Below are 16,509 nucleotides of genomic sequence, written 5' to 3'. Positions count from 1 at the left end.
CGCTCCTGCCTTATTTGAAAAAGTCGCCCATGCCCGGCGGCAGGCCCTGGGTGAATTTCGACATTTTGTCCGAAGTGGTTTGCGCCACTTTGGCGCCGGCATCGGCAAAGGCGGCCAGAAGCAGATCTTCCAGCAGTTCTTTGTCGTCGGCCGCCTGCTCGATCAGCTCGCTGCTGATGTCGAGTTTGCGCACCTGATGGCCGCAGGTCATCACCACTTTGACCAAACCGTTGCCGGCCTGGCCTTCGACTTCGGTTTCGGCCAGTTCTGCCTGCGCCTTTTTCATATTTTCCTGCATTTTCTGCGCCTGCTGCATCAGGCCGCCGAGTCCGGCTTTTCCAAACATGTTTCGCTCCGTATTGCGTTGGTTTCGGGCGCCGCGCCTTTTCAGGCTGCCGATAGGGCGCGGCGCGGCAAAGGGCGCAAGTATAGCAAAAATCGCGCCGCCTATCGCAGCGGTACACGGCGGCGTTTGCCGCACCCGGGCAGCCTGAAAAAGTTTCAGGCTGCTTGGGTGCGTTCTCGATGCTGCGGTGCCGTTGCCGGGAAGAAAGAAAAAAAGCGCACCTAGAACAAGCCGGCCGCGCACTATATAATCGCCCGCTTTTGTGCCACCGTGTTCTGCCCGCCATGAAGCGACTGATTACCCGTCTGCGCCCCGCCTGCACCGCCGACAGCGACGATATCTACAACGTCCACCGCTACGCCGTGCGCTATACCTGCCTGGAAAGCTACGATCGCGAAATCCTGGATGCCTGGCTGGCGCTGCTCTCGCCCGCGCACTATCCGGCGGCCATCCGCTCATCCAGTAAAGCGGTGTGGGTGATCGAGCTGCACGAGCGTATCCACGGCTTTTTCCAGCTCGATCTTGCCCAAGCCCAGCTCGATGCGCTGTATGTGCTGCCCTTCGTCCACCGCCGCGGGCTCGGCACCGCGCTGCTGCAGCGCGCCGAAGCGCTTGCCGCCGAAGCCGGACTGGGCATGCTCAGCCTGTATGCGTCCAATAATTCCGTTCCTTTTTACCTGCTCAACGGCTACCGCGCGCTCGGCGATGCCGCCATGCCGCTCAACCGCCGTATCAGCGCCCGCTGCCAGCTGATGCGCAAGCATTTGTGCGCCGGCTTTGCCGAAGGGTGATGCGTCTGCATTCCGCATCTCCAAACAATCCAACCCGCTGCCTGAAAGCAGCCTGAAAACCCCGACAAGGGCTTTCAGGCTGCTTTGGTTTGGGCGGCAGGCAAACATCATCAATCCGTAATCCAATAAAAAGGCAGCCTGAAAAGTTTTCAGGCTGCCTTTGGGCTGTGTTGTTCCGTAAAACGGTTTTCAGGCTGCCTACCAGCGGTAGGCGGCGCCGAGCCAGAACTGGCGGCCGGTTTCATAGCCCGACGGGCTTTGTCTGGCGGTGCCGGCAACAAAATTGCTGCCGCTGTTGGCGCTGCTGACTTTTTTGTCAAACACATTGAGCACATCGAGACTCAGCTCGAGACGGCTGCGCTTGATCGGAATGTCCCATTGCAGCTTCCAATCGAGCATCAGCGCCTGCCGGTATTCGTTCAGGCGGTAGTCGTAAACCGCGCCGTCCCAGTCGCCGCAGGCTTGGGGCTGGCTGGAGAGACGGCATTGGGAAACGCTGTAGCGCTGGTAGTTTTTATAGCCGGGGCGGTAGCTGAAAATATGCGTCCATTTGAAATGCCATTTGGGGATGTCGGTTTTCAATTCGAGAAAGGCCGTCCACGGAGTGTTGAAATTAAAGGGCGGCATTTCGGCGATCGAACCGTAGCGCTTGCCGTCGAGCAGATAATAGGGCGTGCGGTTGTTGGTCAGATCGGCCACCTGCGCTTCTTCGTAATTGCCGTTGTAGTCGGTGCGGTAGCGGTGGTAGCGGGCGCCGGCGCGGTAGCCTATCCGCAGCATGCCCAGGCGCAGCGGGTTTTCGTTGTGGATGTCGAAGCTGTAGAGATTGGAATTGCCGCTGCCGCCGTTCACCACGGTGTGGCTGCTGTCGGCATGGCGCTCGGGGGTGAACTGGTCGCGGCTTTTGCGGTGCGTCCAATGGAAGGTCAGCATCTGGCCGGCAAAACGGCGGCGCAGGCCGAGATTGGCTTCGTCGCTGTAAGGCGTGTCGAGCGAGCCGGGCTTCCAGCTTTGGCTGTTGTTCATGTATTTGTCGAAGGTCCAGCCCGATTCGCCGTTTTTGGGGTCGTTGATGCGCTGGTAGGCTTCGTTTTTCGGGATGCCGGCGCGCAATTCGTAGGCCAGGATGTTGCCGCCGTAATAGCGGTTCAGGCCGCCGAAGAGATACAGGCGTTTGTTGCCGAGAGCGTCGTAATCGAAGGCCAGGCGCGGGGCGATATTGAGATTTTTCAGCACGCTGTCGTAGCCGATATTCAGGCCGGCATCCAGGGTCAGCCGTTTCCAGTCGATGCTGTCGCTCAGATAAAGCGTGTAGCTGTCGGCGCGCGCTTTGCTGCTGAAAGCGGGGAAATAGCTCATGTGGGTTTGGTACTGCTCGCCCGGGATACAGTCGCGGCAGTTGGGGCTGACGTTGGTGATGTTGGCGGGATAGCCGTTGCGCGCGGTGTTGAAGTAGGCATACATATAGCGCGAAGCCTGCGGCCGCTCGGAACGGACGCGGGCGATGTCGATGTTCCAGCCGAAGGAAATGCGGTGCCGCGACGCGCCCCAATTAAGATTGCGCAGGCGGTAGTCCTGCTTCAGCGTCCAGGTGGAATTGGCGGACTGCAAAGTGCCGAAGCCGCCCTGATAGGCGCGGGCGCAGCCGCGGCGGTCGGTTTGCGAACACCAGTCGAGCGAAGAGCCGGGCACATAGGCGCTGCCGAGCCACTGGTAGGAATCGGCGCCAAAATCGTAGCCGATGCGGTTGCGGCTGCGGGTGTAGGCCAGCACCGATTCGATGTCCGCCCACGAAGTTTCGAGCTTGGAGCCGAGCTTGAAGCGCCAGCCGCCGCCGGAAGAGACGTAGCGGCCGTCTTTGGTGTTGTTGCGGTAGAACACGCTCTCGTGCGGCGAATACATCAGCGTGGCGCTCAGCGCGTGTTTTTCGTGCGGACGGTACAAACCTTTCACCATCCAGGTTTCGGCGCTGCGCCGGCCGTTTTGCCAGCGCTCGAGATAGCGGTGGTATTTGGGGATTTTCGACTCCTTGCGGCTGTAAGCCAGCAGCACCGCGCCGCGATCTCCCAGCGGCTGGTTGAGCGACAGGTTGTAGGAATGCTTGACGAATTTGGGCTGCATATCGTTGCCCGCATCGGCCGATTCAAACTCTTCTTCGCTCTGGTCGCCGCTTAAGTGAAAGTGCATCCACGACGAGCGCGTGGTGCGCCAGCTTACCGAGCCGCCGGCTTTTTTGATGTCGGGGTCTTTCAATTCGGCATCGATCACACCGCCAGTGAAACGACTGTATTTTGCCGGCGCGTTGGCATCGTACACCGTCAGTTTTTTCAGCAGCGAAGTATCGACCTGAAAAATCTCCGGCGCGCCCGGGGCGATATACAGCGTGGTCGGCGCGGTATCGAAGTCTTTTTCCGGCGTGCGGAAACCGCCGTTGCTGTAGCCCGGGTTCATAATGTCGTTGTTCGACAGCCCGTCGAGCACCAGCGCGTTGTTGTAATACGGCTCGCCGTGGAAACTCACCGGCTCGGGCGCGATTTCGCCGGCGCGCGTCGCCTGGCGGGCGGCACCGGAAAACTGCGCCGCGCCGTGGTTGAGCAGGAGATCGCTGATGGTGCCGTTGCGCAGCGGCCGGCGCCCGATGTCGTCGGCCTTAACGATATAGGCACCCAGCCGCATGCTGCGGCCTTCTACGCGGATTTCCTGCAGCGTCGTCGCCTTGTCTTTTTCGCTCTCGGCATCGTCCGCCGCCCACAGCTGCTGCCCGGCCAGCATCAGCATCGCCGCCATGATTTTCAGTTTCATCGTTACTTACCTGAATTTACAAAATGCCGCGATTATAGCGGATTCTGTTTTGACTGATAGTGATTCGTAAAATCCTACCTGAAAAACGCCCTGCCGGCGGCAGATTCTGGCCGTTTTCCCGCCAAACCCGCGCTTCAGGCAGCCTGAAAAGTTTTCAGGCTGCCTTTTTCTGCCCCCGCATACCGGCAAAACAGTTTTCAGGCTGCCTATCGCCATTGCTGATGCCCGCCATCAGCCGCAGCCGGCGCGTTTATCGGTTTTCTTTAAAATCATTGGAATATACCGCAAACCCCGCTTTCAGGCTGCCCCTGATGCTGGCTGAAGGCAGCCTGAAAACCCCGGGCGCGATTGACTGCACCCCATACTTTGCTTTACCTTTCCCCACACGATTTAACATTCGCACCCGCGCCATGCCCTACCCCGCCCTGACCGCCGTCCCCATGCCCGACTGGAACCGCCTGGCCGCCGTGCCGGTGGCCGAATGCGGCGCCCCGCTGCTGCCCGTGCCCGAAACCCCGCGCCTGCGCGTGCGCGCCGCCTATTTTGAAATGGGCATTGCCGGCGCCATGAAGCAGATTTTGCTGCGCGAGCCGGTAATCGAACGGCTGCTGGCGGCGCTGGACGCGCTGCCCGAATGCTGCGGCATCGAAGTGCTCGACGGCTGGCGGCCGGTATCCGTTCAGGCTGCCCTGCGCGAGCAGTTTCGCGGCGCCATCGTCGCGCGCCATCCCAAATACGGCGAAGAGCAGATTCAGGCCGCTCTCGACCAGTTCGTCGCCAATCCCTACCGCAAAGACATGTCGCCGCCGCACCTGAGCGGCGGCTCGGTGGATTTGACGCTGTTCGACACCGCCGGCCGTCAGGCGCTCGACATGGGCACCGCCTTTGACGAACCCAGCCACCTTTCGTACAGCGCCGCGCTGGAAGCCGAAACCGCCCCCCGCTACACCCAAGCCCGCCACAACCGCCGCCTGCTGGTGCACGCCATGCTCGGTGCCGGTTTCACCAACCTGCCCAGCGAATGGTGGCATTTCGACTACGGCAACCAAAACTGGGCATTTTTCAGCGGCGCGCCCGAAGCGTTTTTCGGTGCGGCCGAGCATCCGCAGGCAGCCTGAAAGCCGCCGGATTCGTTTTCAGGCTGCCTGAAAGCCAAGGCAGCCTGAAAACCAAAAACCAAGAGGAGAAAAACCATGCAAACCACCCTGATTGCCGCCGACAACACCCTTTTGCTGTGGGCGTTTCTGATGCTGGCCGCGGCGGCGGCGATTGTGATCGAGCAGAATGTGCGCTGGGCGGCGAAGATTCCCGGTGCGGTGATTGCGCTGCTGATTGCGCTGGCCGCGTCCAATTTCGGGCTGGTGCCTGCCGATGCGCCGGTGTACGACGCGGTGTGGGGCTATGTGGTGCCGCTGGCGGTGCCGCTGCTCTTGTTCCAGCTCGATTTGCACGCAGTGTTTAAAGAGAGCGGACGGCTGCTGCTGCTGTTTCTGATCAGCTCGGCCGGCACCATGGCGGGCGCGGTGGCGGGCTTTTTAATGCTGCGCGACTACATTCCCGAGCTGGACAAAATCACCGGCATGATTGCCGCGTCCTACACCGGCGGCGGCGTGAACTTTGCGGCGATGGCGGCCAAGCTGCAGCCGAGCGACAGCATGAAAGCCGCCACCATCGTGGCCGACAACCTGATGATGGCCTGCTATTTCGTGATTCTGATTGCGGTGTCGTCGTCCAAACTGGTGCGCCGCATCTGGCGCAGCGGCAATGAAAACACCGGCAGCAGCGGCGCGGCGGCCTATTGGCGTCCCAAAGAAATTTCGCTGCAGAACATCGCCGTGTCGCTCGGTTTGTCGGTGCTGCTGGTGGCGCTGTCCTTCACCCTTTCAGGCTGGCTCAAAGCGCAGCTGGGCGAAGCCGGCAACATCTTCACCGATATGCTGTTCGGCCTGATTACCGACAAATACCTGCTGCTCACCACCCTGACCTTTATCGCCATCCTGCTGGTGCCGCGCCGCCGCCGCAATGTGCTCAACGGCAGCCAGGAATTGGGCACTTATGCGATTTATCTGTTTTTCGTCGTCATCGGCATCCCCGCGTCGATTCCGCTGATTATGCAGCAGGCGCCGCTGTTGTTTGTGTTTACGCTGACCGTGGCGGTGGTCAATCTGGTGATTACCATGGCGGCGGGCAAGCTGTTGCGCTACACCATCGAAGAAATCACCCTGGCCTGCAACGCCAATATCGGCGGCCCCACCACCGCCGCCGCGCTCGCCATCGGCCAGGGCTGGCGCTCTCTGGTCGGCCCGATTCTGGTGATCGGCACCGTGGGCTACATTATCGGCAACTACATCGGCTCGCTGGTTTACGCTTTGGTCAGCACAATGTAGGCAGCCTGAAAGGCAAAAAGCAGCCTGAAACGCACAAACGGCGTTTCAGGCTGCTTTTTTCAGGCTGCCTTTGGTTTTTCAGGCTGCTTGGGTTAGTGGCCGAACAGATTGACGATAAAGGCCAAAATGCCCGCGTTGATAAAATCGACAAAGAAGGCGCCCACCAGCGGCACAATCAAAAACGCCTTGTGCGAGGGGCCGAACACGGCGGTAACCGACTGCATATTGGCCACCGCGGTGGGCGTGGCGCCGAGGCCGAAGCCGCAATGGCCGGCGGCCAGTATCGACGCGTCGTAATCGCTGCCCATCACGCGGGCGGTAACGAAATAGGCGTAGAGAATCATCACCACCGTCTGCACCAGCAGAATAATAATCATCGGCCCAGCCAAATCGGCAAGCTGCCACAGCTTCATGCTCATCAGCGCGATGGCCAGGAATATGCTCAGCGAGGCATTGCCGAATACGTCGATGGCGCGGTCGAACATATCGAATTTGAAAAAGGTGGTCAGCACATTGCGCAGAATCACGCCGCAGGCAATCGCCCATACAAACTGCGGCAGCTTGAAGCTCGAATGCGCGGTCATAAAGTCGGTCATCACCGAAGACACGGTCAGGCAGGCGGCAAACAGCGCCATGGTTTCGATGGCGGAATCGGCGGTAATCAGGCGCTGGCGGTCGGCATCTTCAAAGGTACTGTCGTTAAAGGCTTCGCCAGCGGTATCGCAGTCGGCCAGCTCTTCCATAGCCGGCTTGCGTCCCATCTTGGCAATCAGGCGGCGGGCGACCGGACCGCCGATCAGGCCGCCGGACACCAGGCCGAAGGTGGCGGAAGCCAGCGCAATATCGACGGCATTATGAATCCCGTGCCCCACCAGCGTCTTGCCCCAGGCGGCGCCGGTACCGTGGCCGCCGGTCAGGGTAATCGAGCCGGTAATCAGCCCCATCAGCGGATTCTGACCGAGCGCATAGGCCATGCCCATGCCCACCATGTTCTGCAGCACGATAAACGCGCTGACCACCACCAGAAAAATCACTAGCGGCAGCCCGCCCTGTTTGAGCCGCGAAAAATCGGCCGACAGACCGATCGAGGAGAAAAACACCAGCATAAAGGCGTCTTGCAGCGAGGTCTCGAAATTGAACACGATGCCGTAGAAATTGTGCAGCACCAACACAGCCGCCGCTGCCAGCAGCCCACCGGCCACCGGCTCGGGAATACTGAAGTCGCGCAGAAACTTGATTTTCCGCACCATAAATTTGCCCACCAGCAAAACCAGTGTGGCGGCGATTAGGGTGTAATAACCGTTTAGGGTGATTTCGTGCATCTTTCTCTCTTTCTTTTTCTTGTCGTAAAACGGATGAAAAGGCAGCCTGAAACGCTGCTTTTTGCCTTTCAGGCTGCCTGCCGGCTACATCGAGCCGCTGTTTTGCAGCAGGGTAAACAGCGGCACATTGCTGGCGCGGATTTTTTCGGCGCCGGGCAAATCGGTAAATTCGAGAATCGCGCAGGCTTCGACCACGTTGCCGCCGAGCTTGCGGATCAGTTCGACGCCGGCCTGCATGGTGCCGCCGGTGGCGACCAGATCGTCCACCAGCAGCACGCGGTCGCCCGGCTTGATGGCGTCGGTATGGATTTCGACCACCGCTTCGCCGTATTCGAGCGCATAGCTTTGCGACACGGTATCAAAGGGCAACTTGCCCTTTTTGCGGATGGGCACGAAGCCGACATTGAGCTGGTACGCCAGCGCCGCGCCGATAATAAAGCCGCGCGCGTCCAGCCCGGCCACCGCGTCGATCTGCTGCTGCATGTAGCGGTAGGTCAGAAGATCGACCAGCAGCCTGAAATACTGCGGGCTCTGCAGCAGCGGGGTGATGTCGTGAAACAGGATGCCGGGTTTGGGCCAGTTGGGAATCTTGCGGATTTTCTGCGCCAGCGAGTCGATGCCCATCACATCGGGGTGGATCAGCACGGCATGCTCCTTTGGGTAAAGATATCGTGAAAACGCCGCCGCAGGCAGCCTGAATAGCGAAGCGGAGTTGCGAAGCCAAAACGGCGCCGCTGCGGCCGGCAAAACAGCGCGGCATTTTAATGAAATTTAACGCAGGCTGCCAAGACAAAGGCAGCCTGCGTAGCGAAGCGGAGTTGCGAAGCTAAAAGCCTTCAGGCTGCCTTGGGGCGTTTTGCCGCAGCGGCAGGCCGTTTACATCAAATCGATTTTCCAGCCGCTGTCGGTTTCGATTACCGGCACGTTTTCGCGGCGCGTTTCGCCTTCTTTAAATTTCACTTCCACCGCCACGCGGGCTTTTTTCTCGTTGGCCGGATTGCGCTCCGCTTCCTGGGCGGTGATTTCGTCGATGCCGCCGTGCTGCTCGGCAAATTCTTTTTGCTTGGCGACGGCGGATTTGATTTTGCCGCGCACCATGTCTTCGACGCCGGCGTCTTTTTTGTCTTTCTCGTCGATATACACCATCGCCATCACCGCATCGGCGTCGCCGGCATAGCTTTTTTCAACAAAAGCCTTGGCGGCATTTTCGGGGCTGGACGACGCACCGGAGCAGGCGGCCAGCAGCAGGCCGAGCGCGGCGGCGGCAAAAAAACGGGTGGCGGTTTTGATACGGGTATTCATCATGGCTTTTCCTTAAAGGCGGTTGAAAAAACGGTTGGGGCAGCCTGAAAGCGTTTCAGGCTGCCTGAAACAGCCGCTCAGCGGTTCTGGTCAATCAAAGGATAGGGATTGACCGCGCCGCGCGGCAGATAAACGCCGTAGTGCAGGTGCGGCGGGGTGGTTTTGGCGTTGCCGGTTTTGCCGACGTAGCCGACGGTCTGGCCGGTGCGGACTTTGTCGTACAGCCGCAGGCCGGCGTGGCTGCGCAGATGGGCGTAATAATGCCACGCGCCCGGGCCTTGGATGCCGACGAATTTGCCGCCCAGCCGGTTGCGGCCGATTTTGGTAACCACGCCGTCGGTGGTGCTGCGCACGGGGGTGCCGACAGCCGCGAAAATGTCCGTGCCTTCGTGGCGGCGGCCGCCGCTGCGGGCGGCACCCCAGGTGTCGGCAAAACGCTGCCCTTTAACCGGATTGATCAGGCTCTGCGCGGCGGGCGGGTTCTGCCCGCGCAATCGGGCGATTTCGCCGACCGGCTTTTTCGGCGCAGAGCAGGCGGCCAAGAGGGTGGCGGCTGCAAACAGCGGCAGACGGCGGATGTGGATGGATTTAGGCATGGCGGTTCTGTGGTTATTATCGTTTGGCAGGCAGCCTGAAAGCAGATTGTGTGGCTTTCAGGCTGCCTGATGCTTTTCAGGCTGCTTTGTCCAGCGCTTTTTCGGCTTCTTCAAAATCGGAAAAATGCTGTTTTTCACCCTGAATGTCTTGGTAGGTTTCGTGGCCTTTGCCGGCGATCAGCACGATGTCGGCGGCGGCGGCTTGGGCAACGGCGGCGGCGATGGCGGTGCGGCGGTCGGCTTCGACCAGCGCGGGATGCGGCACGGCGGGCAGGATGTCGGCGATGATGCCCTGCGGCTCTTCCAGACGCGGGTTGTCGCTGGTGATGACCACCCGGTCGGCAAACTCGGCGGCGGCGGCGCCCATCAGCGGGCGTTTGCCACGGTCGCGGTTGCCGCCGCAGCCGAAGACGCACCAGAGCTTGCCGCCCGCAGGCAGGATTTCGCGCAGGGTGGACAGGGCTTTTTCCAGGGCGTCGGGCGTGTGGGCGTAGTCGATCACCACCAGCGGGCGGCCTTCGCGGGCGATGCAGTCCATGCGGCCGGTGGCGGGCCGGATTTGCGCGAGCGCGTCTAGGGCAGCCTGAAAGCCGTAGCCTTCGGCGCAGAGCACGCCCAGGCAGGCGGCAAGGTTTTGGGCGTTGAAGCGGCCGAGCAGGCGGGTGCGGACGCTGCCGCTGCCCCACGGTGTGTGCAGGGCGATTTCGGCGCCGCCGAAGGCAGCCTGAAAGCGGCTGATGCGGATGTCGGCGGTATCGTTAAAGCCGTAGGTATAGGTTTGCAGTTCGGGTTTTTCGGCTTTCAGGCTGCCTGCGAGTTTGGCGCCGAAAGCGTCGTCGCTGTTGATCAGCGCGTGTTTGAGACCGTGCCAGTAAAACAGGCGGGCTTTGGTTTGGCCGTAGGCGTCCATGCTGCCGTGGTAGTCGAGATGGTCGCGGGTGAGATTGGTGAAGACGGCGCTGCTGAACGGGGTGCCGTTGACGCGGTATTGGTCAAGGCCGTGGCTGGACACTTCGATGGCGGCGGCCACCGCGCCTTCGGCGGCAAAACCGTGTAGCAGGGTTTGCAGGGAAACGGGATCGGGAGTGGTGTGGGTGCTGTCGTTCAGGCTGCCCCAGTAGCCGTTGCCGACGGTGCCGACAATGGCGCAGGCGTGCGGGCGGTTTTCCAATATATCGACGGCTTGGGCAAGCCATTGGCTGACTGAGGTTTTGCCGTTGGTGCCGGTTACGCCGAAGACTTTCAGGCTGCCTGAAAGGTTGCCGTAAGCGGCGGCGGCAAGGATGCCGGCGCGGCGGCGCAAGTCGGCGACGCCCTGATTGGGCACGCGCCATTCGGGCTTCCATTTGAAGCGGCCGTCGTCGTCCCAATAAACGAAGGCGGCGCCTTTGTCGATGGCGGCGGCGATGTAGTCGCGGCCGTCGGCATATTCGCCCTGGCAGGCGATGAAAACGTCGCCCGGGCGGATTTGGCGGCTGTCGGCAGACAGGCGGGCGCTTTCGGCCAGCGGCGGATGGCTGGTGGCGGGCAGCGCGGTGTCGGCGGGCGGGGCGATGGTGCTGTACATGGTGCATTCCTTTTCAGGCTGCCGGCATCGGAGCGATTGGCCGGCGGGGGTTTCGTTTTTTCAGGCTGCTTGGGCATTGCGTTTAGGCAGCCTGAAAAAAGCCTGCCTGCACGATAAACGGTTTCGTGCAGACAGGCTGTTAGGCGCGGACATCCATTATCGGCGCACCCTAGCGTTTTTTCGCGGCGGCGGTTTGGACGGCAGCAGGCTCGGCAACGGCGTAGCTGGGCTTGACGCCGAGAATTTTCAGGCTGCCTGCCATCACTTCGCGGAACACGGGGCCGGCAACGGTGCCGCCGTAATAGCCTTTGCCGTGCGGCTCGTCGATGCTGACGGCGACAATCAGGCGCGGGTTTTCGGCGGGGGCGAAACCGACGAAGCTGGCAACGTAGCGCTCTTCATAGCCTTTGCGGCCGCTGTTTTTCTTGGCGGTGCCGGTTTTGCCGGCCACATCGTAGCCCGGAATGGCGCCGGATTGGCCGGTACCGCCTTTTTCGGTGATGCTGACCATCATCTCGCGCATCTGGCGCGCGGTGTCGGGCTTGATAATCTGCTCGCCTTCAACCTTACCGTCGCGCTTGAAAATGGTGGCGGGCAGCAGCCGGCCGTCGGTAGTGAACACGGTGTAGCCCTGCGCCAGCTGCAGCAGGTTGGCGGTTACCGCATAGCCGTAGGACATCACTGCTTTGTCAAGCTTGCTCCATTTGGCGGCAGGCTTAAGCTGGGCGGACTGCTCGCCGCTGATGCCGGAACCGGTTTTGCGGCCGAAGCCGACCGAGCGGTAATAGTCATAAAGCTCTTCGTTGGAAAACAGCGCCGCCACGCGGCTGGTGCCGACGTTGGACGATTTTTGCAAAATGCCTTCGGTGCTCAGCGAGGGATACAGGTGGGTGTCTTTGATGGTTTTGCCGCTCAATTCGTAAGGCTGGGTGTTGAACTGGCTGTAGCGGCTGATTTTGCCTTCATCGAGCGCTTTGGCAATCACAAAGGGCTTCATCACCGAGCCGGGTTCGTTGGTTACGCCGACGGCGTAGTTGCGCAGATTGCCGGCGGGAAATTCGTTATAGAAATTGGCGTTGTAATCGGGCAGGCTGCTCATGGCGAGAATCTCGCCGGTTTGCGCATCCAGCACCACCACGCCGCCGGCTTTGGCGTTGTAGGTTTTCAGCGCTGCGGCCAGCTGCTCGTGTGCGAGACGCTGGATGGTTTCGTCCACCGACAGCACCAGGGTTTGGCCTTCCTGCGCGGGGCGGTTTTCCGGGTCGTCGTCGAGCATTTCGATGATGTTGCCGTCTTTGTCGCGCAGCACCAGCTGTTTGCCGTCGGTGCCGGAAAGTTTTTGGTTATAGGCGTATTCCAAGCCCTCCAGCCCTTTGCCTTCGGTATTGGCCACGCCGATGATGTGCGAAAACAGGCTGCCGGTGGGGTAGCTGCGTTCGATGCGCGCTTCAAAGCGCAGGGTAGGAATGCCCAGCGCTTTGACTTTTGCCGCTTCTTCCAGCGTCAGCTCGGTGGGAAAACGCAGATAGCCGCTTTTGATGTCGGCCAGTTTTTCGCGCACTTCGCTTTCAGGCAGCTTCAGCAGCGCCGCGAGTTTGGCGATCTGATCCGCGCTGACGGCGTTCAGGTTCGGCGCGCCGCCCTTGTGTTTGGGCGCGGCGATCTGCCGTGGATTGAAAGTGGCCACCTGCTTGTGGCGGCTCACCGCCAGCGGCACGCCGTTGCGGTCGGTAATGGTGCCGCGCAGCGCCGGTTCGGTGATGCTGCGTCTGATGCGGTTAGCGCTCATACTGTTGAGCTGGTCGCTGAAATACTCCTGATAGCCGAAGCTGAAGCTGGCCAGGCCGGTAAACGCCAGCCCGATCAGCCCCAGCACGATGCTGATGCGGCTCTGCTTTTTCTGCTTGGGCGCATTTTGAGAGCCGCTGCTCTCGAGCATATAGGGTTTGAATTCGTTGTTGATCAGCATGATGGGTCGGTCTTTAAAACTCTGGATTTTTCGGATTCGGACGGCGCTGCCGTTCAATCGTTGACTTTTATCGTTTCGTCGGCGCGCGGCAGACGCATTTTCATGCGGGCGGCGGTTTCGCCCACCACTTGGGTATCGACGTCGTGGCTGTAGTTGTATTGCAGGTCGGCGTATTCGTTTTTCAGGCGGATTTCTTCTTCGCGCCCTTTGCCGACCAGATAGATTTGCTGGCGGATGTGGCTTTGCAGCTCCACCGTCCAAAGCGCCGAAGCAACGGTTGCCACGAGTAAAAGGATGTTGAGTCGGTTCATTGTGTGTGTCTCGGATACTGTGTTGCCGTTTTCAGGCTGCCGCAAACGCGCCGGCGGTGCGTTCGGCCACCCGCAGCACCGCCGAGCGGGCGCGGGGATTGGCGGCAACTTCGGCCGCCGAGGCTTTTTGCGCCTTGCCGCACAGCTTCAGCGGCGGCTCGGGCAGATCGGCCTCGCGCACGGCCGCCCATTTGGGCAAGGGCGCGTGGCTGCTGTGGGTTTTCATAAACTGCTTGACGATGCGGTCTTCCAGCGAATGAAAGGCAATCACCGCCAGCCGCCCGCCGGTTTTCAGGCTGCCTGCGGCCTGCGGCAGGACGCTTGTTATTTCTTCGAGTTCGCGGTTAATAAAGATGCGAACGGCCTGAAAGGTCCTTGTGGCCGGGTCTTGGCCGCGCTCGCGAGTACGGACGCTCTGCGCTGCGATCTGCGCCAGCTCGCCGGTTGTAAGGATGGGCTTTTCCAGGCGCCGCGACACAATGGCGCGCGCAATCTGGCGACTAAACCGCTCTTCACCATAGTTTTTGATTACCTCGTGTATTTCCTGTTCGTCGGCATGGGCGAGCCATTGGGCGGCGGTCTGGCCGCGGGTGGTATCCATGCGCATATCCAAGGGGGCGTCGAAACGGAAGCTGAAACCGCGCGAGCCGTCGTCTATCTGCGGCGACGAAATGCCCAAATCGAAAAGCGCGCCGTCGATTTTGCCGATGCCCAATTCGTCCAAAGCAGCCTGAAAACCGGCAAAGCCGCCGTGTATCACGCTGACCCGGCCATCCTGCGCTGCCAGCTCGCGGGCGGCGGCAATGGCGGCGGGGTCTTTGTCGAACACCACCAGCCGGCCGTTTGCGCCCAAACGCTGCAAAATCAGCCGCGAATGGCCGCCTCGGCCGAAAGTGCCGTCGGCATAAATGCCGTCGGGGCGCACCGCCAGCGCATCGACCGCTTCGTGCAGCAAAACGGTAACGTGGGCATACCCGGCCGCGCTCATAGGCGCAGATCCGTTTCGCTCAGGGCGGCGTTGAGCGCGTCTTTATCCATATTGATGGCATCGAGCGTGCCCTGCTGCTGGCTTTCGCGGCGCCACAGTTCCAAACGGTTGACGCGGCCGACCAGCGTTACATCCTTGTCCAAACCCACCAGCTGGCGCAGGTTGGCGGGAATCAGCACGCGACCGGCACTGTCCAGTTCCAGCGTTTCGGCATTGTGCAACAACAGGTTTTGATAGGCCTGCAATTCGGGGCGGCCGTTTACGTTCAAATCCAAAAGCTGCTGCTCAACCTTTTCCCACTCGCACTCGGGATAGATCAGCAGGCGCTCGCCGTTGTCCAGCGACACCACAAAGCGCGCTTCGTCGTCCTCGTCGGCAAATTTTTTCGACAGCACATCGCGGAACTTGGCCGGGATGGCCAAGCGTCCTTTGGGATCGATGCTTAATTCGTGTCTACCGCGGAACATAGATGAAAGGTGGTTCTTTACAAAAATTCGGATTGGGAAACCGTGAAGCGGGTGCCGGACAACTTTATTCTCCACCAAACACCACTTTGCCCCACTTCGCCCCACAAAACCCGAACTATAAGAAAAAAACGCCGCAGCGTCAAACCGCATCTGCTTTTCAGGCTGCCTGAACCGACTGATTTCAAGAGAAAAAACACCCTACTTTCCCAAGTGGGGGCAAAATTCCACACCGAACAATTGCTCGAAAAAAGCAGCCTGAAAACAAAATCACCTGCCAAAACAACCCGCAAAACGCCCTACCCCACCCCGCCGCAGCGTTTTGTGGCATATTTGCCGCCCGATACGGATTTACACAATTTAACCCCATGCACACCCTGCCCGACCCCACACCCGAAGCCCTTGCCGCCAGCCGCGCCTTAAACGACATCATCCGCCGCGAAATCGAAACCGCCGGCGGCGCCATCCCCTTTTCGCGCTATATGGAACTCGCCCTGTACCAGCCGCAATACGGTTATTACAGCGGCGGCGCCCACAAAATCGGCAGCGGCGGCGACTTCGTAACCGCCCCCGTGCTCACCCCCCTGTTTGCCCGCACCCTTGCCCGCCAAATCGAAGCGCTGCTGCCGCAGACCGGCGGCACTGTGTACGAGTTCGGCGCCGGCACCGGCGCGCTGGCTGCCGAGCTGCTAAACAGCCTTGCAGGCAGCCTGAAACGCTACTGCATCATCGAAGTCTCACCTAATCTCGCCCAACGCCAGCGCGAACACATCGCCGCGCACGCCCCCGAACACGCCGGCAAAGTCAATCATCTCAGCACCCTACCCGACCGCTTCGACGGCATCATCATCGGCAACGAAGTGCTCGACGCCATGCCCATCGAGCGCATCAGCCAAAGCGCCGACGGCAGCCTGAAACGCGGCTGCGTCGCCCTCGACGGCGAAGGTTTTGTCCATACCGAACGCGAGCTTGCCGCCGACAGCCCCCTGGCCGCCGCTGCCCGCCAATACTTCCCCCCCGCCTTGCCCTATTCCAGCGAACTGCATCCCGCCCAGCACGCCTTTGTCCGCACCCTCGCCCAAAAGCTCGAGCGCGGCGCCATGATTTGGATCGACTACGGCTTCGACGCCGCCCAGTACTACCACCCCCAGCGCGACGACGGCACCCTGATCGGCCACTACCGCCACCACACCGTCCACGATCCTTTCTTCCTGCCCGGCCTGACCGACCTCACCGCCCACGTCAATTTCACCGACATCGCCGAAGCCGGCTGCAGCACCGGTCTCGATTTAATCGGCTACGCCAACCAGGCCGCCTTTCTGCTCAACCTCAGCATCACCGAACTGCTGGCCGAACACTATCCCGAGCCCGAATCGCCCGCCTATCTCAAAGCCGCCGCCGCCGTCCACACTCTGACCGCCGCCCACGAAATGGGCGAGCTCTTTAAAGTTATCGCCTTCGGCAAACACATTGATCCCGACTGGCAGGGCTTCGTTTTCGGCGACAGCTGCCACAGGCTGTAAAACGTTTTTCAGGCTGCTTTGCCATCGGAAAGCAGCCTGAAAGCCTCTCTGCCGCTTTCAGGCTGCCTGTAAAAACAGAACAAAAAACAGCCGTTCTCGAGAATTTTCGAGAACGGCTGTTTTGGGGAGCGGCTACAGACG

16 protein-coding genes are annotated in these 16,509 nt (G+C 60.6%); 5 read left to right on the top strand and 11 right to left on the bottom strand.

Annotated features, from left to right (window positions below; translation table 11 throughout):
- Positions 1-10: 10 nt before the first annotated feature.
- Complete coding sequence (locus OP500_RS08155; protein WP_238744873.1) at positions 11-346, bottom strand: YbaB/EbfC family nucleoid-associated protein; 336 nt, start codon at positions 344-346, stop codon at positions 11-13.
- 284 nt (positions 347-630) lie between these two features.
- Here OP500_RS08155 and OP500_RS08150 point away from each other — a divergent pair, with 284 nt between their 5' ends.
- The gene (locus OP500_RS08150) at positions 631-1,137 is read left to right on the top strand and encodes a GNAT family N-acetyltransferase (protein ID WP_238744875.1); all 507 of its coding nucleotides are present in this window, start codon (positions 631-633) and stop codon (positions 1,135-1,137) included.
- Between the two features lie 198 nt (positions 1,138-1,335).
- Here OP500_RS08150 and OP500_RS08145 read toward each other — a convergent pair whose 3' ends face one another.
- On the bottom strand, positions 1,336-3,939 hold the full coding sequence (locus OP500_RS08145) for a hypothetical protein (protein WP_274070660.1): 2,604 nt from the start codon (positions 3,937-3,939) through the stop codon (positions 1,336-1,338).
- A 410-nt stretch (positions 3,940-4,349) separates the two neighbouring features.
- Between OP500_RS08145 and OP500_RS08140 the strand changes: the two genes are divergently transcribed.
- Complete coding sequence (locus tag OP500_RS08140) at positions 4,350-5,057, top strand: M15 family metallopeptidase (protein ID WP_274070659.1); 708 nt, start codon at positions 4,350-4,352, stop codon at positions 5,055-5,057.
- Positions 5,058-5,132: 75 nt separating this feature from the next.
- Complete coding sequence (locus tag OP500_RS08135) at positions 5,133-6,326, top strand: DUF819 family protein (protein WP_238744880.1); 1,194 nt, start codon at positions 5,133-5,135, stop codon at positions 6,324-6,326.
- A 92-nt stretch (positions 6,327-6,418) separates the two neighbouring features.
- Here the strand turns inward: OP500_RS08135 and gltS are convergent, their stop codons facing one another.
- From gltS to mraZ, 9 genes are all read right to left on the bottom strand, one after another.
- On the bottom strand, positions 6,419-7,648 hold the full coding sequence (gene gltS, locus OP500_RS08130; RefSeq protein ID WP_238744881.1) for a sodium/glutamate symporter: 1,230 nt from the start codon (positions 7,646-7,648) through the stop codon (positions 6,419-6,421).
- 84 nt (positions 7,649-7,732) lie between these two features.
- Entirely contained in the window at positions 7,733-8,272 is a 540-nt protein-coding gene (locus tag OP500_RS08125) for an adenine phosphoribosyltransferase (protein WP_238744990.1), read from the bottom strand.
- Between the two features lie 252 nt (positions 8,273-8,524).
- Entirely contained in the window at positions 8,525-8,953 is a 429-nt protein-coding gene (locus OP500_RS08120) for a DUF4878 domain-containing protein (RefSeq protein ID WP_238744882.1), read from the bottom strand.
- A gap of 74 nt (positions 8,954-9,027) precedes the next feature.
- Positions 9,028-9,546: a M23 family metallopeptidase gene (locus OP500_RS08115; protein ID WP_274070658.1), complete on the bottom strand. Its 519-nt coding sequence runs from the start codon at positions 9,544-9,546 to the stop codon at positions 9,028-9,030.
- Between the two features lie 76 nt (positions 9,547-9,622).
- Complete coding sequence (locus OP500_RS08110) at positions 9,623-11,113, bottom strand: UDP-N-acetylmuramoyl-L-alanyl-D-glutamate--2,6-diaminopimelate ligase (RefSeq protein ID WP_274070657.1); 1,491 nt, start codon at positions 11,111-11,113, stop codon at positions 9,623-9,625.
- Positions 11,114-11,282: 169 nt separating this feature from the next.
- The gene (locus tag OP500_RS08105; protein ID WP_238744885.1) at positions 11,283-13,082 is read right to left on the bottom strand and encodes a peptidoglycan D,D-transpeptidase FtsI family protein; all 1,800 of its coding nucleotides are present in this window, start codon (positions 13,080-13,082) and stop codon (positions 11,283-11,285) included.
- 53 nt (positions 13,083-13,135) lie between these two features.
- Complete coding sequence (locus tag OP500_RS08100) at positions 13,136-13,393, bottom strand: cell division protein FtsL (protein ID WP_238744886.1); 258 nt, start codon at positions 13,391-13,393, stop codon at positions 13,136-13,138.
- A gap of 31 nt (positions 13,394-13,424) precedes the next feature.
- A complete protein-coding gene (gene rsmH / locus OP500_RS08095) occupies positions 13,425-14,381 on the bottom strand; it encodes a 16S rRNA (cytosine(1402)-N(4))-methyltransferase RsmH (RefSeq protein WP_274070656.1) in 957 nt (318 codons plus the stop codon).
- The gene (gene mraZ / locus OP500_RS08090) at positions 14,378-14,848 is read right to left on the bottom strand and encodes a division/cell wall cluster transcriptional repressor MraZ (RefSeq protein ID WP_238744888.1); all 471 of its coding nucleotides are present in this window, start codon (positions 14,846-14,848) and stop codon (positions 14,378-14,380) included. Before mraZ ends, rsmH begins: the two co-directional genes overlap by 4 nt.
- 2 nt (positions 14,849-14,850) lie before the next feature.
- On the opposite strand from mraZ, the gene OP500_RS08085 reads away from it, so the two are divergent.
- Entirely contained in the window at positions 14,851-15,018 is a 168-nt protein-coding gene (locus tag OP500_RS08085) for a hypothetical protein (RefSeq protein WP_274070655.1), read from the top strand.
- Positions 15,019-15,213: 195 nt separating this feature from the next.
- A complete protein-coding gene (locus tag OP500_RS08080) occupies positions 15,214-16,368 on the top strand; it encodes a class I SAM-dependent methyltransferase (protein WP_274070654.1) in 1,155 nt (384 codons plus the stop codon).
- Positions 16,369-16,509: the final 141 nt, after the last annotated feature.

The organism is Kingella sp. SNUBH-2017 (assembly GCF_028680565.1).
In the GTDB taxonomy this organism is placed as follows: Bacteria; Pseudomonadota; Gammaproteobacteria; order Burkholderiales; family Neisseriaceae; genus Kingella_D; species Kingella_D pumchi.
This window is presented reverse-complemented; position numbering and strand designations above follow the sequence as displayed.